The sequence below is a fragment of the Cobetia sp. 10Alg 146 genome (genome assembly GCF_029846385.1).
Lineage (GTDB): Bacteria > Pseudomonadota > Gammaproteobacteria > Pseudomonadales > Halomonadaceae > Cobetia > Cobetia marina.
On the sequence record NZ_JARWKT010000003.1, the window covers coordinates 424,304 to 446,764 of the forward strand.

Sequence of the window (22,461 nt, forward strand, 5' to 3'; positions counted from 1 at the left end):
TTCAGTTGTCCGTCTTTCAGGCTCTCGGCTTTCAGGTACCTCGTCATGTCATATCCCGTCTCAACCACTGCCCCGGCGCTGACGCTCGACGGCAGTGATATCACCCTCGAGCAGCTGATCGACGTCGCCGAGGGCCGGTGTGGCGTACGTCTGAGTGATGCGCTTGCCTTCCGAGCGCGCATCGAGGCAGGCCCCGCCCTGCTGGAACGCCTGCTGGAGGAGGAAGGCGTGGTCTACGGCGTCACCACCGGCTACGGCGATTCCGTGACCCGCGCCGTGCAAGGCGCGGAAGACCTCGAGGCCCTGCCACGCCACCTCTACACCTTCCACGGCTGTGGCATGGGCGCGGACCTTGACGTAGTCAGCAGCCGCGCGGTGGTGATGGTGCGCCTCGTCTCGCTGTGCCGTGGTGTCTCCGGGGTCAGCCTGGCGCTGCTGGAACGCCTTGTCTGGCTGCTCGACCACGACATCCTGCCGCGCATCCCCGAGGAAGGCTCGGTGGGCGCCAGTGGCGATCTCACTCCGCTGTCCTATCTCGCCGCCGTGCTGTGTGGCGAGCGCGAGGTGTGGGTGCGCCCCGGCGCAGGCCAGCCCCATGCGCTGCGCCCGACCGCTGACGTCTTCGCCCAGCACGGCCTGACACCCTATGTGCTGCGCCCCAAGGAAGGCCTGGCGCTGATGAACGGCACCGCCGTGATGACGGCCCTCGCCGCGCTGGCCTTCGGTCGCACCTGCTACCTCAGCCGTCTGAGTGCGCGCATCACCGCGCTCAGCGTGCAGGCGCTGGAAGGCAATCCCTACCACTTCGATGCCGACCTGTTCGCCGCCAAGCCGCATCCCGGTCAGGCCCGCGTGGCGCAGTGGCTGCGCGAAGATCTGGCCCACCCGGCGGCACCGGAGGTCGATGCCACACCGATCAACTCACCGCGCCTGCAGGACCGCTACTCGACGCGCTGCGCGCCCCACGTCATCGGCGTGGTCGAGGACAGTCTCGACTGGTGGCGCCGCTTCCTGGAGACCGAGCTCAACAGCGCCAACGACAACCCGCTGATCGATGTCGAGGCCGGCAAGATCCTCCACGGCGGCCACTTCTACGGCGGCCATGTGGCGATGGTGATGGATAGCCTCAAGACGGCGGTCGCCAACCTGGCCGACCTGCTCGACCGCCAGCTGGCCCTGCTGGTCGACAGCCGCTATAACCGTGGCCTGCCCAGCAATCTCAGTGGTGCCACGCCGGAGCGCGCGCCGCTCAACCATGGCTACAAGGCGGTGCAGATCGGTGCCTCGGCCTGGACGGCGGAAGCCCTCAAGCTGACCATGCCGGCCAGCGTCTTCTCGCGCTCCACCGAATGCCACAATCAGGACAAGGTCAGCATGGGCACCATCGCCGCGCGGGATGCCCTGCGCGTGCTGGCGCTGGTCGAGCAGGTCGCCGCCGCCACCCTGCACGCCGCCGCACAGGGCTGTGAGCAACGCGCCGCCATCGCTGGCCACAGCGCCACGCCGCCGAGTCTGGCGGCCTTCGTCAGCGAGCTGCGCGAGGACATCGCCCCGCTCGAGGAAGATCGCGGCCTGGAAGCCGACCTGCGCCTGCTTTGCGCACGCATCCGTGAGCGCCACTGGGCCCTGAGCGCAGACGAGGCCAACGCATGATCGAGAAAACAGCCCTGAGCGAGAAAAACGCCATGAACCAGCCCGCCGAAACGCCGATGCCCAGCGCCACGGTGGAAATGGAAGTGCCCTTCCACGACGTCGACATGATGGAAGTCGCCTGGCACGGCCATTACGTGCGCTATCTCGAGATCGCCCGCTGCAAGCTGCTCGACATGCTCGACTACAACTACTCGCAGATGCGCGAGTCAGGCTATGCCTGGCCGGTGATCGACCTGCGCCTGCGCTACGCGGGCCCGGCGCGCTTCGGCCAGCGCATCGCCGTCACCGCGCGCCTGCGCGAGTGGGAAAACCGCCTCAAGCTCGATTACGTGATCCGCGATGTCGAGAGCGGCAAGCGCCTGACCCGTGGCCATAGCGTGCAGGTCGCCGTCGGACTCGCGGATGGTGAGATGCTGCTGGCCTCGCCGCCTGCGCTCAGCGAGCGGCTGGCCGCCTGGCAGGCCAGCCAGTCACAGACCAGCCCGTCACAGGCAGGCGACGAGGACGCGCCTGCCACCCCGCCCCCGACACGAGGAACGCCGTGATGACGTCACGCCTTGCCATTGCCGCCACTGCCCTGCTGCTGACTGCCAGTGCCTTCGGGGCCAGCGCCGCCGAATTCGACGCCCGCGCCCTGACGCAACAGCTGGCGCGCACCGCTCCTGTCTGCGGTGATTTCCAGCAGACCCGCTGGCTCGAGGATGTCGGCGCACAGCTCAAGAGTCGTGGCCAGTTCCATCTGATCGGGGATCCGAACGCGCCCGAAGGCCTGGTGTGGGAAACCACCTCCCCCATCGAGGACCGTCTCGAGATGCGCCCGAATGCCAGCGAAGGCCCGGACGGCGAGCCGCTGCCCGCCGACCAGCAGGCGATGGCGGAGCTGTTGGTCAACTTCTTCCACGGCGACTGGCAGGCGCTCGAGGAGCACTTCACGCTCCAGCTCACCGGCAGCGCGGATGACTGGCAGGCCAGCCTGACACCGCGTGATGCCCGTCTGGCCGAGGCCATCGAACACCTCGAGATCGAGGGTGGCAGCTGGCTTGACCACCTGACCCTCACCAGCGGCGACGGTGACCGTCTTGCCCTGACCCTGACACCGCGCGATCAGTGCCCCGAATGACAGGGCGCGGCGACTCGCATGATACGGGGCTGGATCGCGCCGCCTGGCGCTGGCTGTGGGCCGGCGTGCTGCTGCTGTGCGCGGTGCTGCTGGCCGGGAAGCTCGCCCCGCAGAGCCCATGGCGAGGCGCCATCGACACCCGCATCACCGCCATGCTGCCAGCGCAGGAACGCAGCCCGTTGGCGGCGCGCGCCGAATCGCTGGAGGACACCGCCAACCGGCTGGTGATGCTGGTCGGCGCACGCGATGCCAGCGCCGCGTCACTCAAACAGCGTGACGCCGCCGCCCAGGCGCTGCGTCAGGCGCTCGCCCCCCTCGCGACGCTGGATGACGGCAAGAGCCTCGCCAGCCTGCGCCTGCCGGCCGAGGTCCAGCCGGCCCTGATCGCCCCGCGACTTGCCGAGCTGAGTGACGAGCAGTGGCAGGCGCGCGCCCTCAGGCAGCTGTTCCAGCCCGGCGGCCAGCGCGACCTGATCCATGACCCCTTCGGTCTCGCCGGCGCCTGGCAGGACTGGCTGACACCCGCCAACCTGTCGCTGTCCGGCGGCCAGCTGTTGCTGCGCGCGCCGACGTCAAGCGGTGAGCAGCCTGGCAACGGTTACCGTCTGATTAGCGCCACCCTCACCGGCAGCGCCTACGCGATGGGTGACCAGCAGGCGCTGGAACAGGCCGTGAATGGCGTGAAGGCCGACTACCCCGACGTCAGGCTGCTGCGCTCCGGGCTGGTCTTCCATGCCAGTGCCGGGGCGCAGCAGGCCAGACAGGAGATGTCGACCATCGGACTTGGCTCGCTGATCGGCGTGCTGCTGTTGCTGTGGGCGGTGTTCCGCACCCCGCGACGGCTGCCGTTGCTGCTGGTGCCGGTGGCCACGGGCGTGCTGTTCGCGCTGCCGCTGACCTGGTGGGCCTTCGGCAGCCTGCATGTGCTGACGCTGGCCTTCGGCGCCAGCCTGATCGGCATCTCCATCGATTACGTGCTGCATCTGGAATGCATGCGCCGCCTGGCGACGACAGACGGTCGCGGCGGACTCGCCGCGCTGTGGCCGGGCCTGACATTGGGCCTGTGCTCCAGCCTCGCCGCCTATCTGGCCATCACCCTGACGCCGATGCCCGGCCTGCGCCAGATGGGCATGTTCGCGGCACTCGGCTTGCTCGGCGCCTGGCTGAGCGTGCGCCTGTGGCTGCCGCAACTGCCACTGCCGGCGGATGCCACCCGCGAGGATTCTCCCGCTGCCCGCGCTGCAGGATGGCTGGCACGCGTACTTCCCGGCAGGCGCAGCTGGCAGGCGCTGGGTCTGCTGCTGCTGGCCGCGCTGGCCAGCCTCTACGGACTGCGCAGCGATGACCGTCTCACTCAGCTCAACCCCTCGCCTGCGTCACTGATCGATGAGCAACGCGAGGTGCAGCGCCTGCTCGCCGAACCGGACGGCCTGCGCTACCTGATCGTGCAGGCCGAGGATGACGCCGCGCTGCTCACGCGCCTGCAGGCACTGGAAGACACCTTCCAGCAGCTGAATGCCCAGCAGCAACTGGGGCACTGGGCGAGCCTCGCCCAGCAACTGCCGACGCTTGCCCAGCAGCAGGCCAACCTCGGCGCCATGCGTGAGCGCACCCGCACCCTGCTGCCCCAGGTGCTTCGCCAGGCGGGCCTGCCCGCCGCGCTGGTGAAACGTGCCGAGCAGGCCATCGAAAGCGCCCATCCGTTGCGTCCGGCCGACTGGGTCACGCTGCCCGCCGGCGAGATGGGCCAGCGACTGTGGCTCGACTCACGCACTGCCGCCATCGGCATCGTGCGCTTTGGTGACGTCACGGCCGAGGGTAGCGCCGCCCTGGCACGCCTCGCGGCAGGCGATGACGGCCTCGAGTACGTCGATCAGGTCGCCAGGCTTTCGACGACGCTCGGCAGCATTCGCAGCGAAATGGCCTGGCTGGTCAGCGCTGCGGTGGTGGTGATCAGCCTGCTGCTGGCGCTGCGCTATCGCCGCAGCACCTGGCGCGCCCTGCTGCCGCCGCTGGGCGGACTGGTACTGACACTGGCGGCCCTGACGCTGGCGGGCGTCGGCCTCAACCTGTTCCACCTGCTGGGCCTGCTGCTGGTACTGGGGATTGGCCTGGATGCGGGTATCTTCTGTGCCGAGCATCCTGCGCGCAGCGCAGAAAAAAGTAGTGCCGGCATCTTCTGTGCCGAGCATCCTGCGCGCAGCGCAGAAAAAGACAGGAGCGGAGACACCGCCAGCCGCGCCTCGCAGGCCAGTCTGCTGGCGATCTCGCTGTCATGTGCCTCCAGCCTGCTAGCCTTCGGATTGTTGAGTTTCAGTCAGACACCGGCATTGGCCGCACTGGGGCTGGCCTGCCTGCTGGGGCTGACGGCCACCTGGTGCCTGGTGCCCTTCGCCCGCAGTTGAGGCGATCTCGTCACGCGGGCCAGACGGAGGCGGGAACACGAATGCCGTCATGAACACATAACGACAACGACAGGGGACGATGCCATGGAATCGGCAGATCGCAGCAACAACCCACCACGCAAGGAAGTCATCATCATCGGCGCCGGACCTGCCGGGGCGGCGGCGGCGGCCTGGCTGGCGCGCGCCGGCCATGCGGTACGCGTGCTGGAGCGCAGCCACTTCCCGCGCTTCTCCATCGGCGAGAGCCTGCTGCCGCGCTGCATGCAGCATCTGGAGGCCTGTGGCCTGATGGAGGCCGCCGCCGCCGGAGGCTATCAGCGCAAGACCGGTGCGGCCTTCACCCGCCGCGGCGAGCATCGCGTGATCGACTTCCGCGACAAGTTCAGCGACGGCCCCGGCACCACCTGGCAGGTGGAGCGCGCCGACTTTGACCAGCGTCTGATCGAAGGCGCACGGGCGGCGGGGGCCGAGGTCGAATTCGGCGTCACCGTCACGGGTTTCACTCCCGCTCGCCCCACGCAGAGTGACCCCGCTGGCCATGCTCAGGCTCAGGGGCCGCGTCTCACGTTGGCCGATGGCCGCGAGCTTCAGGCCGCCTTCGTGCTGGATGCCAGCGGCTATGGGCGCGTGCTGGCGCGGCTCGAATCGCTTGAGCGTGATCCGCGTCTGGAGCCGCGCATGGCGCTGTTCGGCCATGTCCACGATGGCATCGCCGACCTCGCGCCGCCCGCCGAGGGCTATCGTCGCGACACTATCCTGATCGCCTCGCACCCGGGGCATCCGGATGTCTGGTACTGGCTGATTCCCTTCGCCAATGGCCGCGCCTCGCTGGGCGTGGTCGGCCCGCGTGAGCTGATCGAGCCTGCCGCCGAGGACGATGCGCAGACACGCCTGTGGCAGTGGGTGATGGAAGAACCGCGCCTGGCGGAGCTGCTGCGCGATGCCACGCCCGCCAATGCCGTGCAGTCGCTGGGCGGTTACAGCGCCGATGTCAGCCGCCTGCATGGCCCGGGCTATGCGCTGCTCGGCAATGCCGGTGAGTTTCTGGACCCGGTGTTCTCCTCCGGCGTGACCATCGCACTGGAATCCGCCCTGCGTGCCGCACCGCTGGTCGCGCGTGAACTGACCGCGACCCGCGATGAGCAGCGCCCGGACTGGGCCCGCGAATACGAGCTGCCATTGCGGCGTGGCATCGAGGTGTTCCGCGAGTTCGTCACCGCCTGGTACGACAGCCGCCTGACCGACATCATCTATCATCCTCGCTCGCCGGACCGCATTCGCCAGATGATCAGTTCGGTCCTCGCCGGCTACGCCTGGGACGAGGCCAATCCCTTCGTCAGCGCCAGTCGTCGTCGCCTGACCGCACTGGCCACGCTCTCGGCAGCGCCAGTCGTCGTCGCCTGACCGCACTGGCCACGCTCTCGGCAGCGCAGGCGACGCAACCGGAAACCTGCGAGCCCGCCGCAAGCGCTCTCTCAACGGCCGGCACGCGGCAGAATGACGCCAGAAAAGGTAAAGTATCGTCATGATATCCATGCGTCTCTCGCCTCATGCCATCTCAGTCGGGCGGCGATCCGTCGGACTGCGTACAGTCGGGCGGCGATCCGTCGGACTGCGCTCTTTCAGAAAGTGTTCTGTCGGACTGCGTACAGTCGGGCGGCGATCCGTCGGACTGCGCTCTTTCAGAAAGTGTTCTGTCGGGCTGCTGCTGGCGACCAGCCTGCTGTTGAGCGGCTGCAGCCTGCTCGTGCCCGGTCCGCTCAGCGCCGAGAGCCCGATGCCGGCCCTGACGAGCCTGCAGGAGAGCAGCACCCAACGTCTGATTCTGCGCGTTGAGCGTAACAAGAGTGAGGCCAGCGAGAATCGCGCGGCAGCAGACGCCGCTGAGGACGAGGCTCGCGACCTGCCGCCCCTCATCGGCGTGCTGCGCCAATCGCCCGAGGCCATGCGGCTGGTGCTGCTCAGCGTGCAGGGCCAGCGACTGCTGACACTGGTGCATGACGCCGATGGCAGCCGCTTCGAGAAGGCCCGCCCCGAGGTACTCGACAAGCTGCCCTTCACCGCCGACTGGCTGGCCCGTCGCATCGCCTGGGTCCACTGGCCACAGGCCGCGATCGATGACGCCTTTGCCGGCAGCGCCTGGCAACTGGTGCAGCACGGCGAGTGGGACACGCCTCACCAGGCCGCGCAGCGCCTCATCCTGCGCGATGGCGAGCGCATGGCCGAGCTGACCCGCGACGCCGAAGGCCGCGTGATCCTGCGGGACCCGGCCACCGAGATGCAGATGATGCTAGATCCCCTGTCTTCCCCCAGCCCCTGACGACTCACCGGAAGCTTCCCCGCATGACTGAACCCGTCACACCCGAGGCACCTGATACCCGCCATGGCCTCACCCCTCGCAGCCCATGCCGTCTGTCTCGGCCCGGTATCGTCTGTCCGCTGGGCGCCGACCACGGGCTGATCAGCAGTGCGCTGTTCAGCGCCAGTCGCGGCCTGCGCGTCAGTGATGACTTCAGTCCCGGCACGCCGCTGTCACTGGGCCGTGTCACCGCGCGGCTGGTGGATGACAGCGACTGGCCGGCCCCGCTGCGCTCACGCAACAACCGACTGCTGGCCACCGCGCTTGAGCAGCTGACACCGGAGCTTGAGGCCCTCAAGCGCCAGGGCATCGCGCCGGAGCGCATCGGCGTGGTGCTGGGCACCAGTACCTCCGGTATCGGTGAGACGGAAGCCGCGATGGACGCCCAGCGCGCCGCCGTCGCCCAGGGCACGCCGAGCGCCGACAGCTGGCCGGAGAGCTTTGAATACCGCCGTCAGGAACTGGGCGCGCCCGCCGAGTGCGTGGCCTGGTTGAGCGGCGCGCGCGGGCCGGTCTACACCCTCTCCACCGCCTGCACCTCCAGCGCCAAGGCCCTGGCCAGCGCACGGCGTCTGCTGGCCTCCGGGCAGTGTGATGCGGTGATCGCCGGTGGGGCCGACAGCCTGTGCCACATGACGGTGAAGGGCTTCATGAGTCTGGAGGCCGTCAGCCGCCAGCAAAGCCAGCCGCTGGGCGCCGCGCGCGACGGCATCAATCTGGGCGAGGCCGCGGTGCTGTTCGTGGTCACGCCGGAGCACGGTGGCGTGCAGCTGACCGGCGTCGGCGAATCCAGCGATGCCCATCACATCTCCGCGCCCTGCCCGGATGGCAGCGGTGCCGAGGCCGCGATGCGTGGCGCGCTCGCCAGCGCCGGCCGCGCCCCCGGCGAGATCGACTACATCAACCTGCACGGCACGGCCACGCCGCTCAATGACGCCATGGAAAGCCTCGCCATCAGCCGCCTGTTCGGTCCCGATGGCGACGAGGCCGCAAACCGTCCGCCCGCCGTCAGTTCCACCAAGGCCCTCACCGGCCATACGCTGGGGGCCTGCGGGGCACTGGAAGCCGCCTTCTGCTGGCTGACGCTGGAACATGGTCGCCTGCCGCCGCACGCCACCCCGCGTGAGGCACTGGACCCGTCATTGCCCGCGCTCAACATCGTCTATCGTGACCGCCCCGAGACCCCGCCGCTCAGAGTGATGAGCAATGCCTTCGCCTTCGGCGGCAACAACATCTCGCTGATACTGGAACGTCACGCCACCGACCCGGAGTCCTCTGCATGCTGACCCCGACCGCTACCCCCGCCACGCCGCTGCCCGACGGCACGTCTTCCCGTGACGGGGGCTATCCCGTCATGCCCTGCGCCATCGGCCCCTATGTGCCACACGAGGCAGGCATGTGCCTGCTGGATGAGGTGCTGGCCTGTGACGAGCACTCGCTCAGCGCGAGCGTGCGCCCCTCGCCCGAGGATCTGTTCGCGGAGCTGGACGGCGCTGGCCAGGCCGTGATTCCCGCCTGGGTCGGGCTCGAGTGGATGGCCCAGGCCATCGCCGCCTGGTCGGGCCTGCAGGCCGCGCGCACAGGCCAGTCACCCCGTGTCGGGTTTCTGCTCGGCAGCCGCCGCTATGAGAGCGAACTGCCCGCCTTCGCCTGCGGGCAACGCTGGCAGATAGACGTGCAGCTCGACTATCGCGCCGACAACGGCCTGGGCGCCTTCAAGGCCACCCTCAGCGACGAGCACGGCACGCAGGTCGCCCGTGCCGGCGTGAACGTCTTCGAGCCGCCCGCCCAGGCCGTGGCGTCTGCCGTGTCGGAGGAAGGAAGCCCTGAAGCAGGCCCACAGGGGCGCTCACCAGAACACTCACCCGGTCAGCAGGATGCTGCCGGTGCCGCACCGCAAGGTAATGTCTGATGTCTGTCACACCTCCCGCTACTCGAACTTCCCCTGCTGACAACCAGGGTGCCGCCGCTGCCAATGAGACGCGCGAGTGGATTCTGGTCACCGGCTCCAGCCGTGGCATCGGCCGCGCCATCGCGCTGCGTCTGGCCCGCGAAGGCTACAATCTGGTGCTGCATTGCCGCTCGCGCCGTGATGCCGCCGAGGAGGTCGCGCGTGAGATCAGCGCCCTGGGCGGTGAATCGCGCATCCTGAGCTTCGATGTCGCCGACCGCGAGGCCGCACGCAGCGCGCTGGAGGCCGATGTCGAGGCCCACGGCTGCTACTACGGCGTCATCTGCAATGCCGGCATCCACGCCGACAACGCCTTCCCGGCGCTCACCGATGAGGACTGGGACAGCGTGATCCGCACCAACCTCGATGGCTTCTACAACGTGGTCAAGCCGCTGGCGATGCCGATGGTGCGTCGCCGCAAGCCGGGGCGCATCATCGTGATGTCCTCGGTGTCCGGCATGATGGGCAATCGCGGTCAGGTCAACTATTCCGCCGCCAAGGCGGGGCTGATCGGCGCGGTCAAGGCGCTGGCGGTGGAACTGGCCAAGCGCCGCATCACCGTGAATGCCGTCGCGCCGGGGGTCATCGCCACCGAGATGACCGAAGGGGTCGAGATGGACGAGGCGCTGAAGATGATTCCCATGCGCCGCGCGGGCGAGGCCGAGGAAGTCGCCGCCACCGTGGCCTTCCTGTGCTCGAAGGATGCCGGCTACATCACCCGCCAGACCATCGCGGTGAACGGAGGGATGTTCTGATGACAGCCTCCTCTTCCCCGCTGCGCGGCCATCGCGTCGTCGTCACCGGCATGCATGGTTTCTCGCCCATCGGCAATGACTGGCCGACCCTGCGCGCCAATCTGGCCGCGGGCCGCACCGGCATCCGCTATATCGAGGATTGGGACAAGTACGAGGGTCTCAACACGCGTCTCGGCGCGCCGGTCAGCGATTTCGCGCTGCCCAAGCACTACAACCGCCGCGCGCTGCGCAGCATGGGGCGCGTGGCCCAGCTGGCGACCCGCTCCAGCGAGCTGGCGCTTGAAGCCGCGGGACTGAGTGACAGTCCGCTCAAGGAGAGCGGCCAGATGGGCATCGCCTACGGCGCGTCCGCCGGTGAGCCGGACGCGGTGGCGGACTTCGGCAACATGCTGATCAACCACTCCACCGATGGCCTCAACGCCAACTCCTACATCCGCATGATGGCGCATACCGCCCCGGTGAACATCGGGGTCTTTCTCGGCATCAAGGGGCGGATTCACACCACCTCCAGCGCCTGCACCTCCGGCAGCCAGGGCATCGGCTATGCCTATGAGGCGATTCGCTTCGGCCGCCAGATAGCGATGGTCGCCGGGGGCTGCGAGGAGCTGTCCGCCGCCGATGCCGCGGTGTTCGACACCCTGTTCGCCACCAGCACCTGCAATGACCGCCCGGACCGCTCGCCGCGGCCCTTCGATGCCGAGCGTGATGGGCTGGTGATCGGCGAAGGCGCCGGCACGCTGATCCTCGAGGAGCTGGACCACGCCCTGGCGCGTGGCGCGACCATCCACGCCGAGATTCTCGGCTTCGGCACCAACTCCGATGGCCGCCACGTCACCCAGCCGGACGCCGACATGATGGAGGCCGCGATGCGCATGGCCCTTGACGATGCCGGCCTCTCGGCCAGCGAGATCGGCTATGTCAGCGCGCATGGCACCGCCACCGAGCGCGGCGACATCGCCGAGAGTCACGCCACCCATGCCGTGTTCGGGGAACGCACGCCCATCAGTGCCTTCAAGAGCTACACCGGCCATACCCTGGGGGCCTGCGGTGCGCTGGAAGCCTGGATCGCCATCGAGATGATGCGCGAAGGCTGGTTCCACGGCACCGCCAACCTCAAGGACATCGACCCGCGCTGCGCGACGTTGGACTACCTGCGTGACGGCGGCCGCGAGATCGAGACGGATACGGTGATGAGCAACAACTTCGCCTTCGGCGGCATCAATACCTCGCTGATTCTGCGTCGCTGGCAGGGCTGACGACGCCCGCACGGCCCTCGGGGTCATTGGGTGCGTGACTGTCGCCACCAGACGACTTTGCAGCGGGTCACAACTGGCGCAAGATACGCGCCCGCTGCATGGTCTATGGTGTGATTGGCTCACGCCGTTGGCTGGATGAAGGCGATATTCCCTGGCGTCGAGCCAGTCAAACCCTGTCAGGAGAGGTGTCAGATGGCGTCATCCGTTGCTCAGTCGTTCGTTTCCTCGTCACACCCCATGGCCCACGCCAGCACGGCGCCGGCCGGCCGCCTGTCGCGGGGACGCGTGCTGGTGTCCGCCCTGGTGCTCGGCGCGGCCGGGCTGCTGGCCTCCGCGCCGGCACAGGCGCGGGATACGCAGCACTTCCTGCCCATCATGCCGGTGATGGCCAGCACCGCGGCCAGTCAGCGACTGGGCAAGGATGTGGCCTTCTTCTTCGGTGACAAGCAGCCCTACGAGCGCATCGAGAAGCGTGGCTGGGCACGTGTGAACCCGAAGACCAACGCGACCAACAAGAGCGATGCCGCGGCCTGCCGCTGGGTGTTCCTGTCGGCGCTGCGTGAGTTGCAGGAAAAGGCGCGGGAATACGGGGCCAATGCGGTCATCAACATTCGCAGCGACTATGACAACGTGCCCTACTCCAGCAGCGAGAAGTACGAGTGCCACGCGGGCAATGTCGTCGCGGGCGTCGCGTTGCGCGGGGATCTGGTGATCCTGCATCCGAAGAACTGATTCGCCATCATGACGGCCAGGGAAGGCAAGGATGTGAGTGAGACAGGCGAGCCGGTCGAAGGCAGCTCGGCGCGCGCGGCGGATACTCCTGCGGCGCGCCCGACCGATCACCCCGCCTACCGCTGCGTGGTGCTGGGGCATGCGGTATCGCATGGCTCCGCTTCACTGAGCACTGGTTCACTGAGCACAGGTTCGCTGAGCACTGGTTCACTGAGCACAGGTTCGCTGAGCACTGGTTCACTGAGCACCGGTTCGCCGAGCGCCGACTTGTCCAACGGCGAACCGCTGATCTCGCATGATCCCCATGCCCTCGCCGCCGCCCTGGCGTCCGCGACTGGCAGCGCTGTGCGCGACTTGCCGAATGACAGCTCTGACGCCACCTCTCGGCCAGCCCGCCTGTGGCTGGCCGAGGCCTGTGTGCTGCCTACGTCTTGTGCTGATTCGGCTGCTCCCTCTGCCAGCTCCTCGGCTGAGGCTCCCCGCCGCCACTCGCTGCGCTCACGCCATGCGGATGTGGATAACGCGGACACCCCCGTGTCATCTGCCAAGGCCCGCCGTCGCCAGCAACGTGAAGCCGAATCCCACCTCGCCCGCGTGCTGCTCGGTGAACTCGCCGCTGCTCAAGGCATTGTGCTGCCACTGGCTGACTGGTCACCACGTGGCCAGGCGCCCCATCACCCTGCACTGCCATCAGGCTTTCACGTCTCCATCGCCCACCGCCACGGCCATGTCCTCGTTGGCCTCGCCACCGCCCCGCTCGGGCTGGACCTCGAATACCGCAACCCCCGCCATGCCCACGACCTCGACGCCCGCATCGCCATGCTGCCCCTAGACGCACGCGAACGCCTCGCCGAGGCATCACACCTCAGCGAGACAGAACGATTGGACGAGTTTTATCGGGAATGGGTGAGGTATGAGTCGATCATTAAATTAAACTATTGAAACTGATGCTGTAAACTACAACAATAAAACTAAAATGAATTATTTAATCCTCTTCATTACAATATCGAATATTTCATACGAATTCTGTGCGCATTTAAACTTATGCTCCACTACAGATAACCTTGCTCTTCTGAGAAGAAAGTCCATTTTATTATGATCATCTTGACCAAAATAAAGATATCCGGGGAAATCTTCAGAAACAAATTTAATAGGACTATCTTCGAATACTTGAAAAGAAGTAACTCTATACTCCATTGCTTATTCGCCTGAGTGAGCTATTATTTTATCTCTTAACCACATCACCCTTTCAATTAAGGAAACCTCATCATCAGAGAGAGTAACACCTACTTTTCTAACTCAAGTGACGCTCGCCCTCTTCCTGTTTTAAAAGGCCTGCACAGTGAAATTATTAATGTATTCTCAAAGCATTTAAGTTTTCTGATATTTAATCTGCTGCATACTTCATTTGGCTCATATTCATCCATCAAAAAAGTCAATGCTGAAAGCGCTTGCTGAATATCCCAACTAGAATGTATATATCTTGAAGACACATAGTCCGACATGCTACTTCCTAGTGCTAGCTAAGGATAAAAATCAAAACAATTCATGTTAGTTTTAAATCAAACTTAAATCTGTTATAGGCTCCTCTTCACGTATACTTCGAGACTATTACCACCAGTTACAACTCTATTGTAATCGATACTCAGCAATCTATAGGACCTCATATACTCTTGCAGAGTAAGGGAACTAAATAAATCATAATCTTCATTTCTAGCAACATCGAATAATCTATCATTAGCAGAATATAATTTTCCAAGCAACAAAAAATTAGATGCCAACATGTCTGAACTATACTCAGAATTAGCTCTTGCATACTCTCTTGCATCAGATAGCCTAGCATTATGTACTTGCAGATCAACCAAATAACTGCATAAAAACTTACTTACTTGTGGATCTGAATGTCTTATGCAATCTTTAAAAACACCTCTATATTTATTGGGATATTCAATATCAATTAGTCTATGATTGCCATCCCACACATTTTTATATTGGAGTGCACTCTGTTTATAGAAACTGACAAGCTCACTTAGAGCTTCACTTAAAAATGCCTTAGAAGCTTCAAACTCTCGTTTCCTTTGAGCTTCAGCACTATACTTAGCAGAGATGTAAATAATAATACTTGATAGAAAAGCTAGAACACCTACATTTAGCCCCTGCCATCTATACCAAACACTCTGAAGATAGTCCCAACTTAAACCTCCTTTAATCCAAGGCACTACAAACATACCAATTAGATAAACAACTATTACAAAACCAAAAAACGCTCCAGCAAAAAACTCTAGTGACCTGAAAGTCATACTACTTAATTTAGTAAAATGTCGGTTTCTGGATAAACGAGAAAAAAATTCCATACGTACCTCCCATTAAAAACTGAAAACACAATAAACTATAAAAAAACCCGCCAGAGAAATCTCTGGCGGGCTTAGAAAAACCATACTGCGAGTTACTTAACGGCAGCGACCACGGTAATTTCACACAGCAATTCCGGGCTGGCCATGGCGGCTTGTACACAGGCGCGGGCGGGGGCGTGGCCTTGTGGCACCCAGGTGTCCCAGATGTCGTTGAAGGTCTTGAAGTCGTCCATTGTCTTGAGATAGACGGTGGCGGAGAGCAGGTGCTCGCGGTCGGTGCCGACTTCTTCCAGCAGCGCATCGACACGCGCGAGCATGCTGTTGGCCTGGTCCGTGATATCACTGAAGCGTTGTTCCGGCCCGGCGACCTGACCACACAGGTAGATGGTGTTGTTATGGATGACGGCGCGGCTCATGCGTGCCTTGGTGTCGTGACGTTGGATATCGCTCATGGAGAGTGTCCTTGTGCCGTTCTTCTTGGAGTGGTGAAAGACGCACCAGCGTAAGGGAAAGCCCCTCAGCGGCATGGCGCGCAATGAGGATAAGCGGCCATCAGCGTTCCAGATTCCGGCGAGCGGCGCAACGCGACCTGCGGGGTATTTTCCAGTCGTCGTGAGAGTTTCTGCCTTGCGTATCTGAGGCCACTGCCCAAGGGGCGGAAATGATGACGCCGCACCATCCCGACATGACACGGGAAGGCGCGGCGTTCTCATTGCCCGGCAGGGCGTGTGCTGAACGTGCTAGCGCAGGATCAGCAGCGGCACCGTGGCATTACGGATCATCTCGGTGGTGGTACTGCCGACCAGCAACTGACGGATGCGCGAGTGGCCGTAGGCGCCCATCACCAGCATGTCGATGGCGTGCTCCTTGGCGTATTCGCGCAGGCAGGCTTCCACTTCACCGGCCTTGAGGCTGGCCTGCACGTTGAAGCCCGCTGACTGGAGGGTGTCACGCGCGGTCTCAAGCGGAGCCTGATGCTCCACCGAGTCCGCGCCGACCATCACCAGATGCAGCTCGGCGCCCTGCAGCAAGGGGCTGGCCGCCAGCACCTCGATGGCACGCTTGATGGTGGCGCTGCCATCGAAGGCGATCAACACGCGTGTCGGCGTCTGAAACTCGCCCGGCACTACCAGCACGGGACGATGCAGGCTGCGGATCACGCGCTCCAGATTGGAGCCGAGATGCTCACTGGCCTGCTCCGCCCCTTCCCCGCGCTTGCCGATCACCAGCAGGCGAATCTCGTCCTCAAGCTCGGCCAGAGTCTCGACCAGCTCACCATTGCGCTGGCGCGGGCGTGGTTCGGTGATACCGGCCTGGGTGGCGCGCTCACAGGCGGCTTCCAGCATCAGGCGGCCCTGCTCCTGGGCGATGCGCCCACGCTGCTCATCGAGGGTGGCGAGCTCCTCCAGCAGGTGCTCCCGGGCACCGAGACCGATGCTGCCGGAGAGATCGCCATTGGCGGGTTCGGCGCTTTCATTGCGGTCGATCACATGCAGGATGCTGAGAGGTGCCGACAGGCGCTGGCTGGCCCAGACGGCGGCGTCACACACGGGGGCGGCGAAGGCGGAGCCGTCAATGCAGGCGGTGACCTTGTCATGGCCTGTCGCGGCACTGGCAGAGGATTGGCTCATGGCGGGCTTCCTTGTGCTGACAACAAAAAGTACTGACAACGGAGATGGCGTGCCGACCGGGGCGACGCAGAAGGAGGAGTGACATTCCCCCCGCGATGCCGGCGCGGCCTGTTTCGAGATTACCACTTTCCGACCCCATGAACGCAAACGGCGGGCAGCCCGTGAAGGACTGCCCGCCGTCTGACCTTGTCACGCGGCGCGATCAAGCGAAGTGCCTCGATCGCGCGGGGTCAATCGTGCGTGATCAGTGACCCATCAATTTCTCGACCGCGTCCGGCTTGTCATGCACCGCGAAGCGATCCACCAGCGTGGCGCTGGCCTCGTTGAGGCCACGTACCTCGACCTCGGTCCCCTCACGACGGAACTTGACCACCACGGTATCCAGCGCGCCGATGGCGGTGATGTCCCAGAAGTGCGCTCGGCTGACGTCGATCACGACACGCTCGACGGTCTCCTTGAGGTCGAAACCGGCCTGGAACTGCTCGCTGGAGGCGAAGAACACCTGACCGACCACGCGGTATTCGCGGGTACGACCATCGGCATTCATGTCGCTGCCGATATGCAGCACCTGGCCGATCTTGTTGGCGAAGAACAGCGCCGAGAGCAGCACGCCGACCAGCACGCCGATCGCCAGGTTGTGGGTCGCGACCACCACGGCCACGGTCCCCAGCATGACGATGTTGGTGGACATCGGGTGGCTCTTGAGGTCACGGATCGACTGCCAGGAGAAAGTACCGATGGAGACCATGATCATCACCGCGACCAGTGCGGCCATGGGAATCTGCGAGACCCACGGGCCGAGGAACACGACCAGGATCAGCAGCACGACACCCGCCACCATGGTGGAGAGACGCGTACGACCGCCGGACTTCACGTTGATCATCGTCTGACCGATCATCGCGCAACCCGCCATGCCGCCGAGGAAGCCGGTGACGACGTTGGCCGCGCCCTGGCCCTTGCACTCACGGTTCTTGTCGGACGGCGTATCGGTCAGATCATCGACCAGCGTGGCCGTCATCAGGGATTCCAGCAGGCCCACGACCGCCAGCGGCAGCGAGTACGGCAGGATGATCCACAGGGTGTCCAGATTGAAGGGGATGTCCGGAATCAGGAACACCGGCAGGCTGTCCGGCAGCTCGCCCATGTCACCGACGGTACGGATATCCAGACCGACGGCCATCGCGAAGAGGGTCAGCACGATGATGCAGACCAGCGGCGACGGCAGCAGCTTGCCGATCTTCGGCACCAGCGGCAGCAGATAGATGATGCCCAGGCCCGCGGCCGTCATGGCATAGACGTGCCAGGTGACGTTGGTCAGCTCCGGCAGCTGGGCCATGAAGATCAGGATCGCCAGTGCATTGACGAAGCCGGTGACCACCGAGCGCGAGACGAAGCGCATCAGGGAGCCGAGCTTGAAGTAGCCGAAGATGACCTGGATCACGCCGGTCATCACGGTGGCGGCCAGCAGGTACTCCAGGCCGTGGTCCTTGACCAGGTCGACCATCAGCAGTGCCATGGCACCGGTGGCGGCGGAAATCATGCCCGGACGGCCACCGGCGATGGCGGTCACCACGGCGATGGAGAAGGAGGCATACAGGCCGACCTTGGGGTCGACACCGGCAATGATGGAGAAGGCGATGGCTTCGGGGATCAGGGCCAATGCCACCACCAAGCCGGACAGGATGTCGGGCCGGAGGTTGGAAAGCCACTGCTGTTTGAGGCTGCTTGTCATCGAGTCGTCCGCAACAGGTTGGGGAAGGTGGTGTGCGTGCTGAATCCTGGCGCTGTCGAGTCAGTCTGGCGTCCGGTTGTGGCAATCTTCATCGCTGCCGTCAGGGGCAGTGCCGCTCGCGCCTGGCTTGCGTCGTGATGCCGCTGTCGTTTCCGGTCGCCCTGTGGCTTTCTTCGCGCCATGAGCTATTCGCTCCGGTCGCCGTGAGGCGTCCAGAGGGCTGTCATTTGACAGTGAATAAACTCGGGGATGGGCGGGATTGTATCAGCTGCGACCGGTGGACGCATCCGCAGAACGCGCGCTCGCCGTCACCGATTGACGGTGACGGCGGTCGATCAGACTCTTGATGAGCATCGCGCCCAGTACCAGTGCACCGCCCGCCCAGCCACGCGGGGTGAGCGATTCTTCCAGCACCCACCACACCCACAGGATGCCGAACACGCTTTCCAGCAACATCAGCAGCGCCACTTCCGCGGAAGGCAGATAGATCGGGCCACGCTGGATCAGCGTGAAGCCCAGCGGCGAAAGCACCAGACACAGCAGCACCAGCCAGCCGGCGCGCTGGGCGAAATCGGCACCGTGCGAAGGCCACAGCTGCGTCAGCACGTCACCGCCGCCCTGCGTCATGCTCCACAGGCACGCCAGCAGGCCGCACAGCGCGGTGACCAGCCCGGACAGTGTCAGCATCGGGCTCATGTCATGCCCCGGGCGCGTGCGACACAGCGTGAAGTTGCCGGCCAGCGACAGGCTGCAGCCCAGCGCCAGCAGGTTGCCGGTGAGCGTGCCGCTGCCGGCCTCGTCGAGCACCAGCAGCGTGATGCCCGCCAGCGAGGCCAGAATCGCGCCCCACACATGGCGTGGCTGACGCTCGCCCAGCCACAGGCGCGACATCAGCGCCGCGAACAGCGGACTGGCGGCGAGGATGATCAGCACGTTGCCGGCGCGGGTGTATTGGTTGGCGAGCACGAAACCCAGGGTGGAGCCGGTGAACAGCAGCGCGACCCATACGCCGGTACGTCCGCAGCCACGCATGCGCGCCAGGGCGCTGGTGATGCGCTGTGCGGGAGTGCCGCGCTGGAGGGCCAGCAGGAGCAGTGCAAAGCCGATGGCCGTCAGCAGACCGCGCCAGAACACCAGCGGGCCATCGGCGACATCGGCGAGTCGCAGCAGCAGCGCGTCCGGCGAGATCAACAGTACCCCGCAGGCCGTCATCGCCACGCCCCGCGCCTGCCGCGAGGCGCGGGCGGCGGCCTCTCGCCCGGCCAGCGGGTTCATGACGTCAGTCCGACAGGCGCGACAGGCGCCAGTCAACCACTGGCCAGCCGCGCGCTTCGGCCAGCTGGCGCAGCGGTGCGTCCGGTTGGGTGGCGTGGGGGAAATCGACCCGCTCCAGCAGGGGCAGGTCATTGTGGGAATCGGAATAGCCCCACAGGGATTGCGGCGTGCGATGGATACGCTCGGCACCCGCAAGCCAGTCATCGAGTGCCGCCAGCTTGCCTTCGCGGAAGGTGACGATACCGCTGGTGGCTCCGGTGAAGCAGCCCTGCTCATCAAAGGCCGGATGGGTGGCCAGCGCCCCATCGGCGGTCAGACGACTGGCGATGGGCCCGACCAGATGATGCATGGAGGCGGAGATGATCAGGGTGCGATGGCCGGCCTCACCGTGCTCGGCCAGCCGCGCGATGCCACCTTCCAGCAGTCGCGGCATGACCATTTCTTCCACGAAATCATCGACTTCGCGACGCACCTCATCACGATGCCGCCCGACGAGCGGGCTGAGCAGATGGCCGGTGTGCTCGTGGATGTCCAGAGTGCCGGCATGGTATTGCACCTGATGGCGCTCGCCGATGGCCATGAAGGCATCGACATCCTTGATCCAGCCACAGGCGACCATCCAGCGCATCCACATGCCGGTGCAGTCGCCGTCGAGCAGCGTATCGTCGAGATCGAACACCGCCAGCGGGGCATCCAGCGCACAGTGGTGGCGCACATGGCCCTCCTCCGGCGGCGAGAGCGGCGGCAGCAGGGTCACGGCGTCACAGTCGGCGCAGAGATCCGCCAGCGGTGTGCGGCAGATCTCGACATCGGGCGCAGCGCTCAGGGCACGCGGCCGGGCGGCAGATGAGGACGAGGTACGAGTCACGACAGGCTCCGAGTGGCAAGGGGCGTCAACGGCTTCCTGCCGTCACCTGCGTGACCCTCGCATGCGGCGACGCTGCGGGCAAGTCCGCCGCACCATTCAGGCGCTCCAGCGCTGACGCTGCCAGTACCGACGTTTTCCGTACCGACACTTCCCGTACTAACGCCGGACGAGCCGCGAGAGCGCCAGGCTGGCGATGGCCGTATCCTGCACGCCGGTACCGGTGAGATCCGCCACCGTGATGCAGGTATCCGGGGCCGACCCGCCTGAACGCAGATCACGCCCCTCGGCCAGCAGACGGCCCAGCTCATGCACGTCACGCGATCTGGCCTGCTCGGCCTCCAGCCCTTTCAGCTCGCCGTTGGTCTCGGACTGGGCGCGGGTATCACACACGAAATGATCGCACTCGAGGAGCACATCGGCTTCCAGCTCACGCTTCTCGGGGCTGTCGGAGCCCATCGCGGTGACATGCACGCCCTCCGGCAGCATCGAGTAGTCCAGCAGCGGCGTTCGCGAGGGGGTGGCGGTGACGATGATATCGGCGTTCTGGCAGACCGCATGCAGGCTGTCATGACTGCGCACCGTCAGCCCCAGGCGCTCCTCCGTCTCCCGCGCGAAGGTCTCGGCACGCTGCTTGTCCCGCGCCCAGACATCGACACTCTCGATGTCGCGCACCAGCCGCAAGGCCTCCAGCTGCAGGCCGGCCTGCTCACCGGCCCCGATCAGCGCGATCCGCTTGCTGTCCGGGCGAGACAGGGCATCGGCGGCCACGGCACCGGCCAGCGCGGTTCTCACCGCCGTCAGATAGCCGCCATCATTGAGCAGCGCCTCGGCAAGGCCCGTCTCGGCGGAGAACACCACCATCAGGCCATTGAGACTCGGCAGGCCGCGGGCGGGATTGTTGAAGAAGCCGGGGCTGATCTTGATCGCGAAGTGCTTGAGCCCCTGGATGTGGGCCGTCTTGACGTCCACTTCGCCGTTGGCCTCCTCGATGGCCATCGACAGGATCGGCGGCTGCACCACCTTGCCCTGCCCCAACGCGATGAAGGCATCACGAATGGCCTTGAGTGCCGTGGTATCCAGCCCCACGACCTCGGCGATCTGTTCGCGTGAATAACTTTGCATGCTGTCCTGAGTCGGTTCCGTCATGCGTCCTCCTCCGGGGGTTCGGGTGTCATCGAGCGCTCTGTTGTCTTCAGGCGTTCTGGTGTCTTCAGGCGTTCTGGTGCTTCAGGCGTTCTGGTGTCTTCAGGCGTTCTGGCCTTGCCCCTGAGCGTCTGCCAGCAGCGCTCTGGCCTGATCGAGCGTTTCCAGGCTGACGCCGTTGCCGCTGATGATCAGCGCGACGCGCTGGCCACGGATCGACTCCGCGAGCGCAGGGTCGGTCTCGCCTCGCCGCGAGGCCTCGAGCGCGGCAAGCCCGACCACCGCAGCGCCCTCCACCAGAAGCTTCTCTTCCTCCAGCAGCATCAGCATGGCGCGGGCGATGGCGCGCTCGCTGACCTGATGGTGGTGATCCATCACGCGATGCACCAGCGGCAGCGTGGTGTGGTTGTCCAGGCCAATGCCGCCGCCCAGTGAATCGGCGAGGCTTGCGACCTCCTCCACCTCCACCGGAACGCCCGCCTGCAGGCTGTGCCACATGGCGGCGCCCTCGGTGAGGCTGACGCCATGCACCTGGGTCTCGGGGCGAATCGCCTTGAGCGCCGCCCCGAGACCCCCGAGCAGTCCACCGCCGGAGAGCCCGATCAGCACGTGATCAAGCGACGGGCAATCCTCCAGCAGCTCCAGCCCGATGGTGCCCTGACCGGCCGCGATGAGCGGGTCATCGAAGGGCGGCACCGCCAGCATGCCCTCCTCCTCGACCAGCCGATGGACTTCCCGGAAGGCCTCGTCCTGACTGCGGCCGACACGGCGTACCTCGACGCTGCCGCCGGAGGCACCGCCCAGTTCGCCCAGCGCCTCGATGGCCCGTACCTTGTTGGCGGGTACCTGCTCGGAGAGACAGATGATGGCCTTCAAGCCACGGCGCATCGCGGCATAGGCCAGCGCCCGACCGTGATTGCCGGTGGAGGCAGTGGTCACGCCGCGCGCCAGGCGCGTCACGGCATCCCCCGACGTCTGCTCGGCCACGGCCGCCAGCAGGTTGCTGGCACCACGCAGCTTGAAGGCGCCGGTGGGCTGACGGGTTTCCAGCTTGAGCAGGATCTCGGCATCGAAGCGTCGCGACAGCGCCGGGGATGGCACCAGCGCCGTACGCTCGACACCGGTGGCCGTCGATGAATGAAACAGCCGCTGGCGCGCGGCATGGATATCAGCCAGCGCCAGCGGCGTTTCCCGTGGATGCTTGAGCGGGGGCAGGGTCAATGCCAT

General features: G+C 65.1%; 20 protein-coding genes. 12 read left to right on the plus strand and 8 right to left on the minus strand.

Going from position 1 to position 22,461, the window contains the following annotated elements:
- The first annotated feature begins 45 nt into the window (after positions 1-45).
- The 12 genes from QD172_RS07850 to QD172_RS07905 all read left to right on the plus strand — a co-directional run bounded on the left by QD172_RS07850 (position 46) and on the right by QD172_RS07905 (position 13,173).
- Positions 46-1,653 (plus strand): aromatic amino acid ammonia-lyase, encoded by a 1,608-nt coding sequence (locus QD172_RS07850; RefSeq protein ID WP_279855396.1) that lies wholly within the window; start codon positions 46-48, stop codon positions 1,651-1,653.
- The gene (locus QD172_RS07855; RefSeq protein ID WP_279855397.1) at positions 1,650-2,198 is read left to right on the plus strand and encodes an acyl-CoA thioesterase; all 549 of its coding nucleotides are present in this window, start codon (positions 1,650-1,652) and stop codon (positions 2,196-2,198) included. The genes QD172_RS07850 and QD172_RS07855 overlap by 4 nt, the downstream gene beginning before the upstream one ends.
- On the plus strand, positions 2,198-2,773 hold the full coding sequence (locus tag QD172_RS07860) for a LolA-related protein (RefSeq protein ID WP_084207997.1): 576 nt from the start codon (positions 2,198-2,200) through the stop codon (positions 2,771-2,773). Before QD172_RS07855 ends, QD172_RS07860 begins: the two co-directional genes overlap by 1 nt.
- A complete protein-coding gene (locus QD172_RS07865) occupies positions 2,770-5,178 on the plus strand; it encodes a hypothetical protein (protein WP_279855448.1) in 2,409 nt (802 codons plus the stop codon). The genes QD172_RS07860 and QD172_RS07865 overlap by 4 nt, the downstream gene beginning before the upstream one ends.
- Positions 5,179-5,262: 84 nt before the next feature.
- On the plus strand, positions 5,263-6,582 hold the full coding sequence (locus QD172_RS07870) for a tryptophan 7-halogenase (protein ID WP_279855398.1): 1,320 nt from the start codon (positions 5,263-5,265) through the stop codon (positions 6,580-6,582).
- 373 nt (positions 6,583-6,955) lie between these two features.
- The gene (locus QD172_RS07875; protein ID WP_279855399.1) at positions 6,956-7,498 is read left to right on the plus strand and encodes a DUF3261 domain-containing protein; all 543 of its coding nucleotides are present in this window, start codon (positions 6,956-6,958) and stop codon (positions 7,496-7,498) included.
- Positions 7,499-7,521: 23 nt separating this feature from the next.
- Positions 7,522-8,823, plus strand: a complete 1,302-nt coding sequence (locus QD172_RS07880; protein WP_271302139.1) for a beta-ketoacyl-ACP synthase — start codon at positions 7,522-7,524, stop codon at positions 8,821-8,823.
- Complete coding sequence (locus tag QD172_RS07885; RefSeq protein WP_279855400.1) at positions 8,817-9,449, plus strand: hypothetical protein; 633 nt, start codon at positions 8,817-8,819, stop codon at positions 9,447-9,449. Before QD172_RS07880 ends, QD172_RS07885 begins: the two co-directional genes overlap by 7 nt.
- Positions 9,449-10,243, plus strand: a complete 795-nt coding sequence (gene fabG, locus QD172_RS07890; RefSeq protein WP_141392798.1) for a 3-oxoacyl-ACP reductase FabG — start codon at positions 9,449-9,451, stop codon at positions 10,241-10,243. The genes QD172_RS07885 and fabG overlap by 1 nt, the downstream gene beginning before the upstream one ends.
- A complete protein-coding gene (locus tag QD172_RS07895) occupies positions 10,243-11,499 on the plus strand; it encodes a beta-ketoacyl-ACP synthase (RefSeq protein ID WP_279855401.1) in 1,257 nt (418 codons plus the stop codon). Before fabG ends, QD172_RS07895 begins: the two co-directional genes overlap by 1 nt.
- Before the next feature lie 192 nt (positions 11,500-11,691).
- Positions 11,692-12,231 (plus strand): heavy metal-binding domain-containing protein, encoded by a 540-nt coding sequence (locus tag QD172_RS07900; RefSeq protein ID WP_240499664.1) that lies wholly within the window; start codon positions 11,692-11,694, stop codon positions 12,229-12,231.
- A gap of 9 nt (positions 12,232-12,240) precedes the next feature.
- A complete protein-coding gene (locus QD172_RS07905) occupies positions 12,241-13,173 on the plus strand; it encodes a hypothetical protein (RefSeq protein WP_279855402.1) in 933 nt (310 codons plus the stop codon).
- A 635-nt stretch (positions 13,174-13,808) separates the two neighbouring features.
- Here the strand turns inward: QD172_RS07905 and QD172_RS07910 are convergent.
- From QD172_RS07910 to QD172_RS07945, 8 genes are all read right to left on the minus strand, one after another.
- Complete coding sequence (locus QD172_RS07910; protein WP_279855403.1) at positions 13,809-14,585, minus strand: hypothetical protein; 777 nt, start codon at positions 14,583-14,585, stop codon at positions 13,809-13,811.
- 92 nt (positions 14,586-14,677) lie between these two features.
- The gene (locus QD172_RS07915; RefSeq protein ID WP_279855404.1) at positions 14,678-15,037 is read right to left on the minus strand and encodes a RidA family protein; all 360 of its coding nucleotides are present in this window, start codon (positions 15,035-15,037) and stop codon (positions 14,678-14,680) included.
- A 288-nt stretch (positions 15,038-15,325) separates the two neighbouring features.
- A complete protein-coding gene (locus QD172_RS07920) occupies positions 15,326-16,216 on the minus strand; it encodes a universal stress protein (RefSeq protein WP_077375301.1) in 891 nt (296 codons plus the stop codon).
- Between the two features lie 244 nt (positions 16,217-16,460).
- A complete protein-coding gene (locus tag QD172_RS07925) occupies positions 16,461-17,948 on the minus strand; it encodes a SulP family inorganic anion transporter (RefSeq protein WP_077375304.1) in 1,488 nt (495 codons plus the stop codon).
- A gap of 264 nt (positions 17,949-18,212) precedes the next feature.
- Complete coding sequence (locus QD172_RS07930) at positions 18,213-19,223, minus strand: DMT family transporter (protein ID WP_279855406.1); 1,011 nt, start codon at positions 19,221-19,223, stop codon at positions 18,213-18,215.
- A 4-nt stretch (positions 19,224-19,227) separates the two neighbouring features.
- Entirely contained in the window at positions 19,228-20,091 is an 864-nt protein-coding gene (locus tag QD172_RS07935) for an HAD family phosphatase (RefSeq protein ID WP_077375310.1), read from the minus strand.
- Positions 20,092-20,247: 156 nt separating this feature from the next.
- Positions 20,248-21,237: a cyclodeaminase gene (locus QD172_RS07940; RefSeq protein ID WP_279855407.1), complete on the minus strand. Its 990-nt coding sequence runs from the start codon at positions 21,235-21,237 to the stop codon at positions 20,248-20,250.
- Positions 21,238-21,336: 99 nt separating this feature from the next.
- A complete protein-coding gene (locus QD172_RS07945) occupies positions 21,337-22,461 on the minus strand; it encodes a pyridoxal-phosphate dependent enzyme (protein WP_279855409.1) in 1,125 nt (374 codons plus the stop codon).

Excerpts from the sequence above, each read along its gene's own strand:
- QD172_RS07865 (WP_279855448.1), top strand. The coding sequence starts at position 2,770 with ATGACAGGGCGCGGCGACTCGCATGATACGGGGCTGGATCGCGCCGCC.
- QD172_RS07940 (WP_279855407.1), bottom strand. The coding sequence starts at position 21,237 with ATGACGGAACCGACTCAGGACAGCATGCAAAGTTATTCACGCGAACAG.
- QD172_RS07875 (WP_279855399.1), top strand. The coding sequence starts at position 6,956 with ATGCCGGCCCTGACGAGCCTGCAGGAGAGCAGCACCCAACGTCTGATT.
- QD172_RS07915 (WP_279855404.1), bottom strand. The coding sequence starts at position 15,037 with ATGAGCGATATCCAACGTCACGACACCAAGGCACGCATGAGCCGCGCC.
- QD172_RS07870 (WP_279855398.1), top strand. The coding sequence starts at position 5,263 with ATGGAATCGGCAGATCGCAGCAACAACCCACCACGCAAGGAAGTCATC.
- QD172_RS07850 (WP_279855396.1), top strand. The coding sequence starts at position 46 with ATGTCATATCCCGTCTCAACCACTGCCCCGGCGCTGACGCTCGACGGC.
- QD172_RS07900 (WP_240499664.1), top strand. The coding sequence starts at position 11,692 with ATGGCGTCATCCGTTGCTCAGTCGTTCGTTTCCTCGTCACACCCCATG.
- QD172_RS07880 (WP_271302139.1), top strand. The coding sequence starts at position 7,522 with ATGACTGAACCCGTCACACCCGAGGCACCTGATACCCGCCATGGCCTC.
- QD172_RS07905 (WP_279855402.1), top strand. The coding sequence starts at position 12,241 with ATGACGGCCAGGGAAGGCAAGGATGTGAGTGAGACAGGCGAGCCGGTC.
- QD172_RS07885 (WP_279855400.1), top strand. The coding sequence starts at position 8,817 with ATGCTGACCCCGACCGCTACCCCCGCCACGCCGCTGCCCGACGGCACG.
- QD172_RS07855 (WP_279855397.1), top strand. The coding sequence starts at position 1,650 with ATGATCGAGAAAACAGCCCTGAGCGAGAAAAACGCCATGAACCAGCCC.
- QD172_RS07920 (WP_077375301.1), bottom strand. The coding sequence starts at position 16,216 with ATGAGCCAATCCTCTGCCAGTGCCGCGACAGGCCATGACAAGGTCACC.
- QD172_RS07910 (WP_279855403.1), bottom strand. The coding sequence starts at position 14,585 with ATGGAATTTTTTTCTCGTTTATCCAGAAACCGACATTTTACTAAATTA.
- QD172_RS07945 (WP_279855409.1), bottom strand. The coding sequence starts at position 22,461 with ATGGCATTGACCCTGCCCCCGCTCAAGCATCCACGGGAAACGCCGCTG.
- fabG (WP_141392798.1), top strand. The coding sequence starts at position 9,449 with ATGTCTGTCACACCTCCCGCTACTCGAACTTCCCCTGCTGACAACCAG.
- QD172_RS07860 (WP_084207997.1), top strand. The coding sequence starts at position 2,198 with ATGACGTCACGCCTTGCCATTGCCGCCACTGCCCTGCTGCTGACTGCC.
- QD172_RS07930 (WP_279855406.1), bottom strand. The coding sequence starts at position 19,223 with ATGAACCCGCTGGCCGGGCGAGAGGCCGCCGCCCGCGCCTCGCGGCAG.
- QD172_RS07895 (WP_279855401.1), top strand. The coding sequence starts at position 10,243 with ATGACAGCCTCCTCTTCCCCGCTGCGCGGCCATCGCGTCGTCGTCACC.
- QD172_RS07925 (WP_077375304.1), bottom strand. The coding sequence starts at position 17,948 with ATGACAAGCAGCCTCAAACAGCAGTGGCTTTCCAACCTCCGGCCCGAC.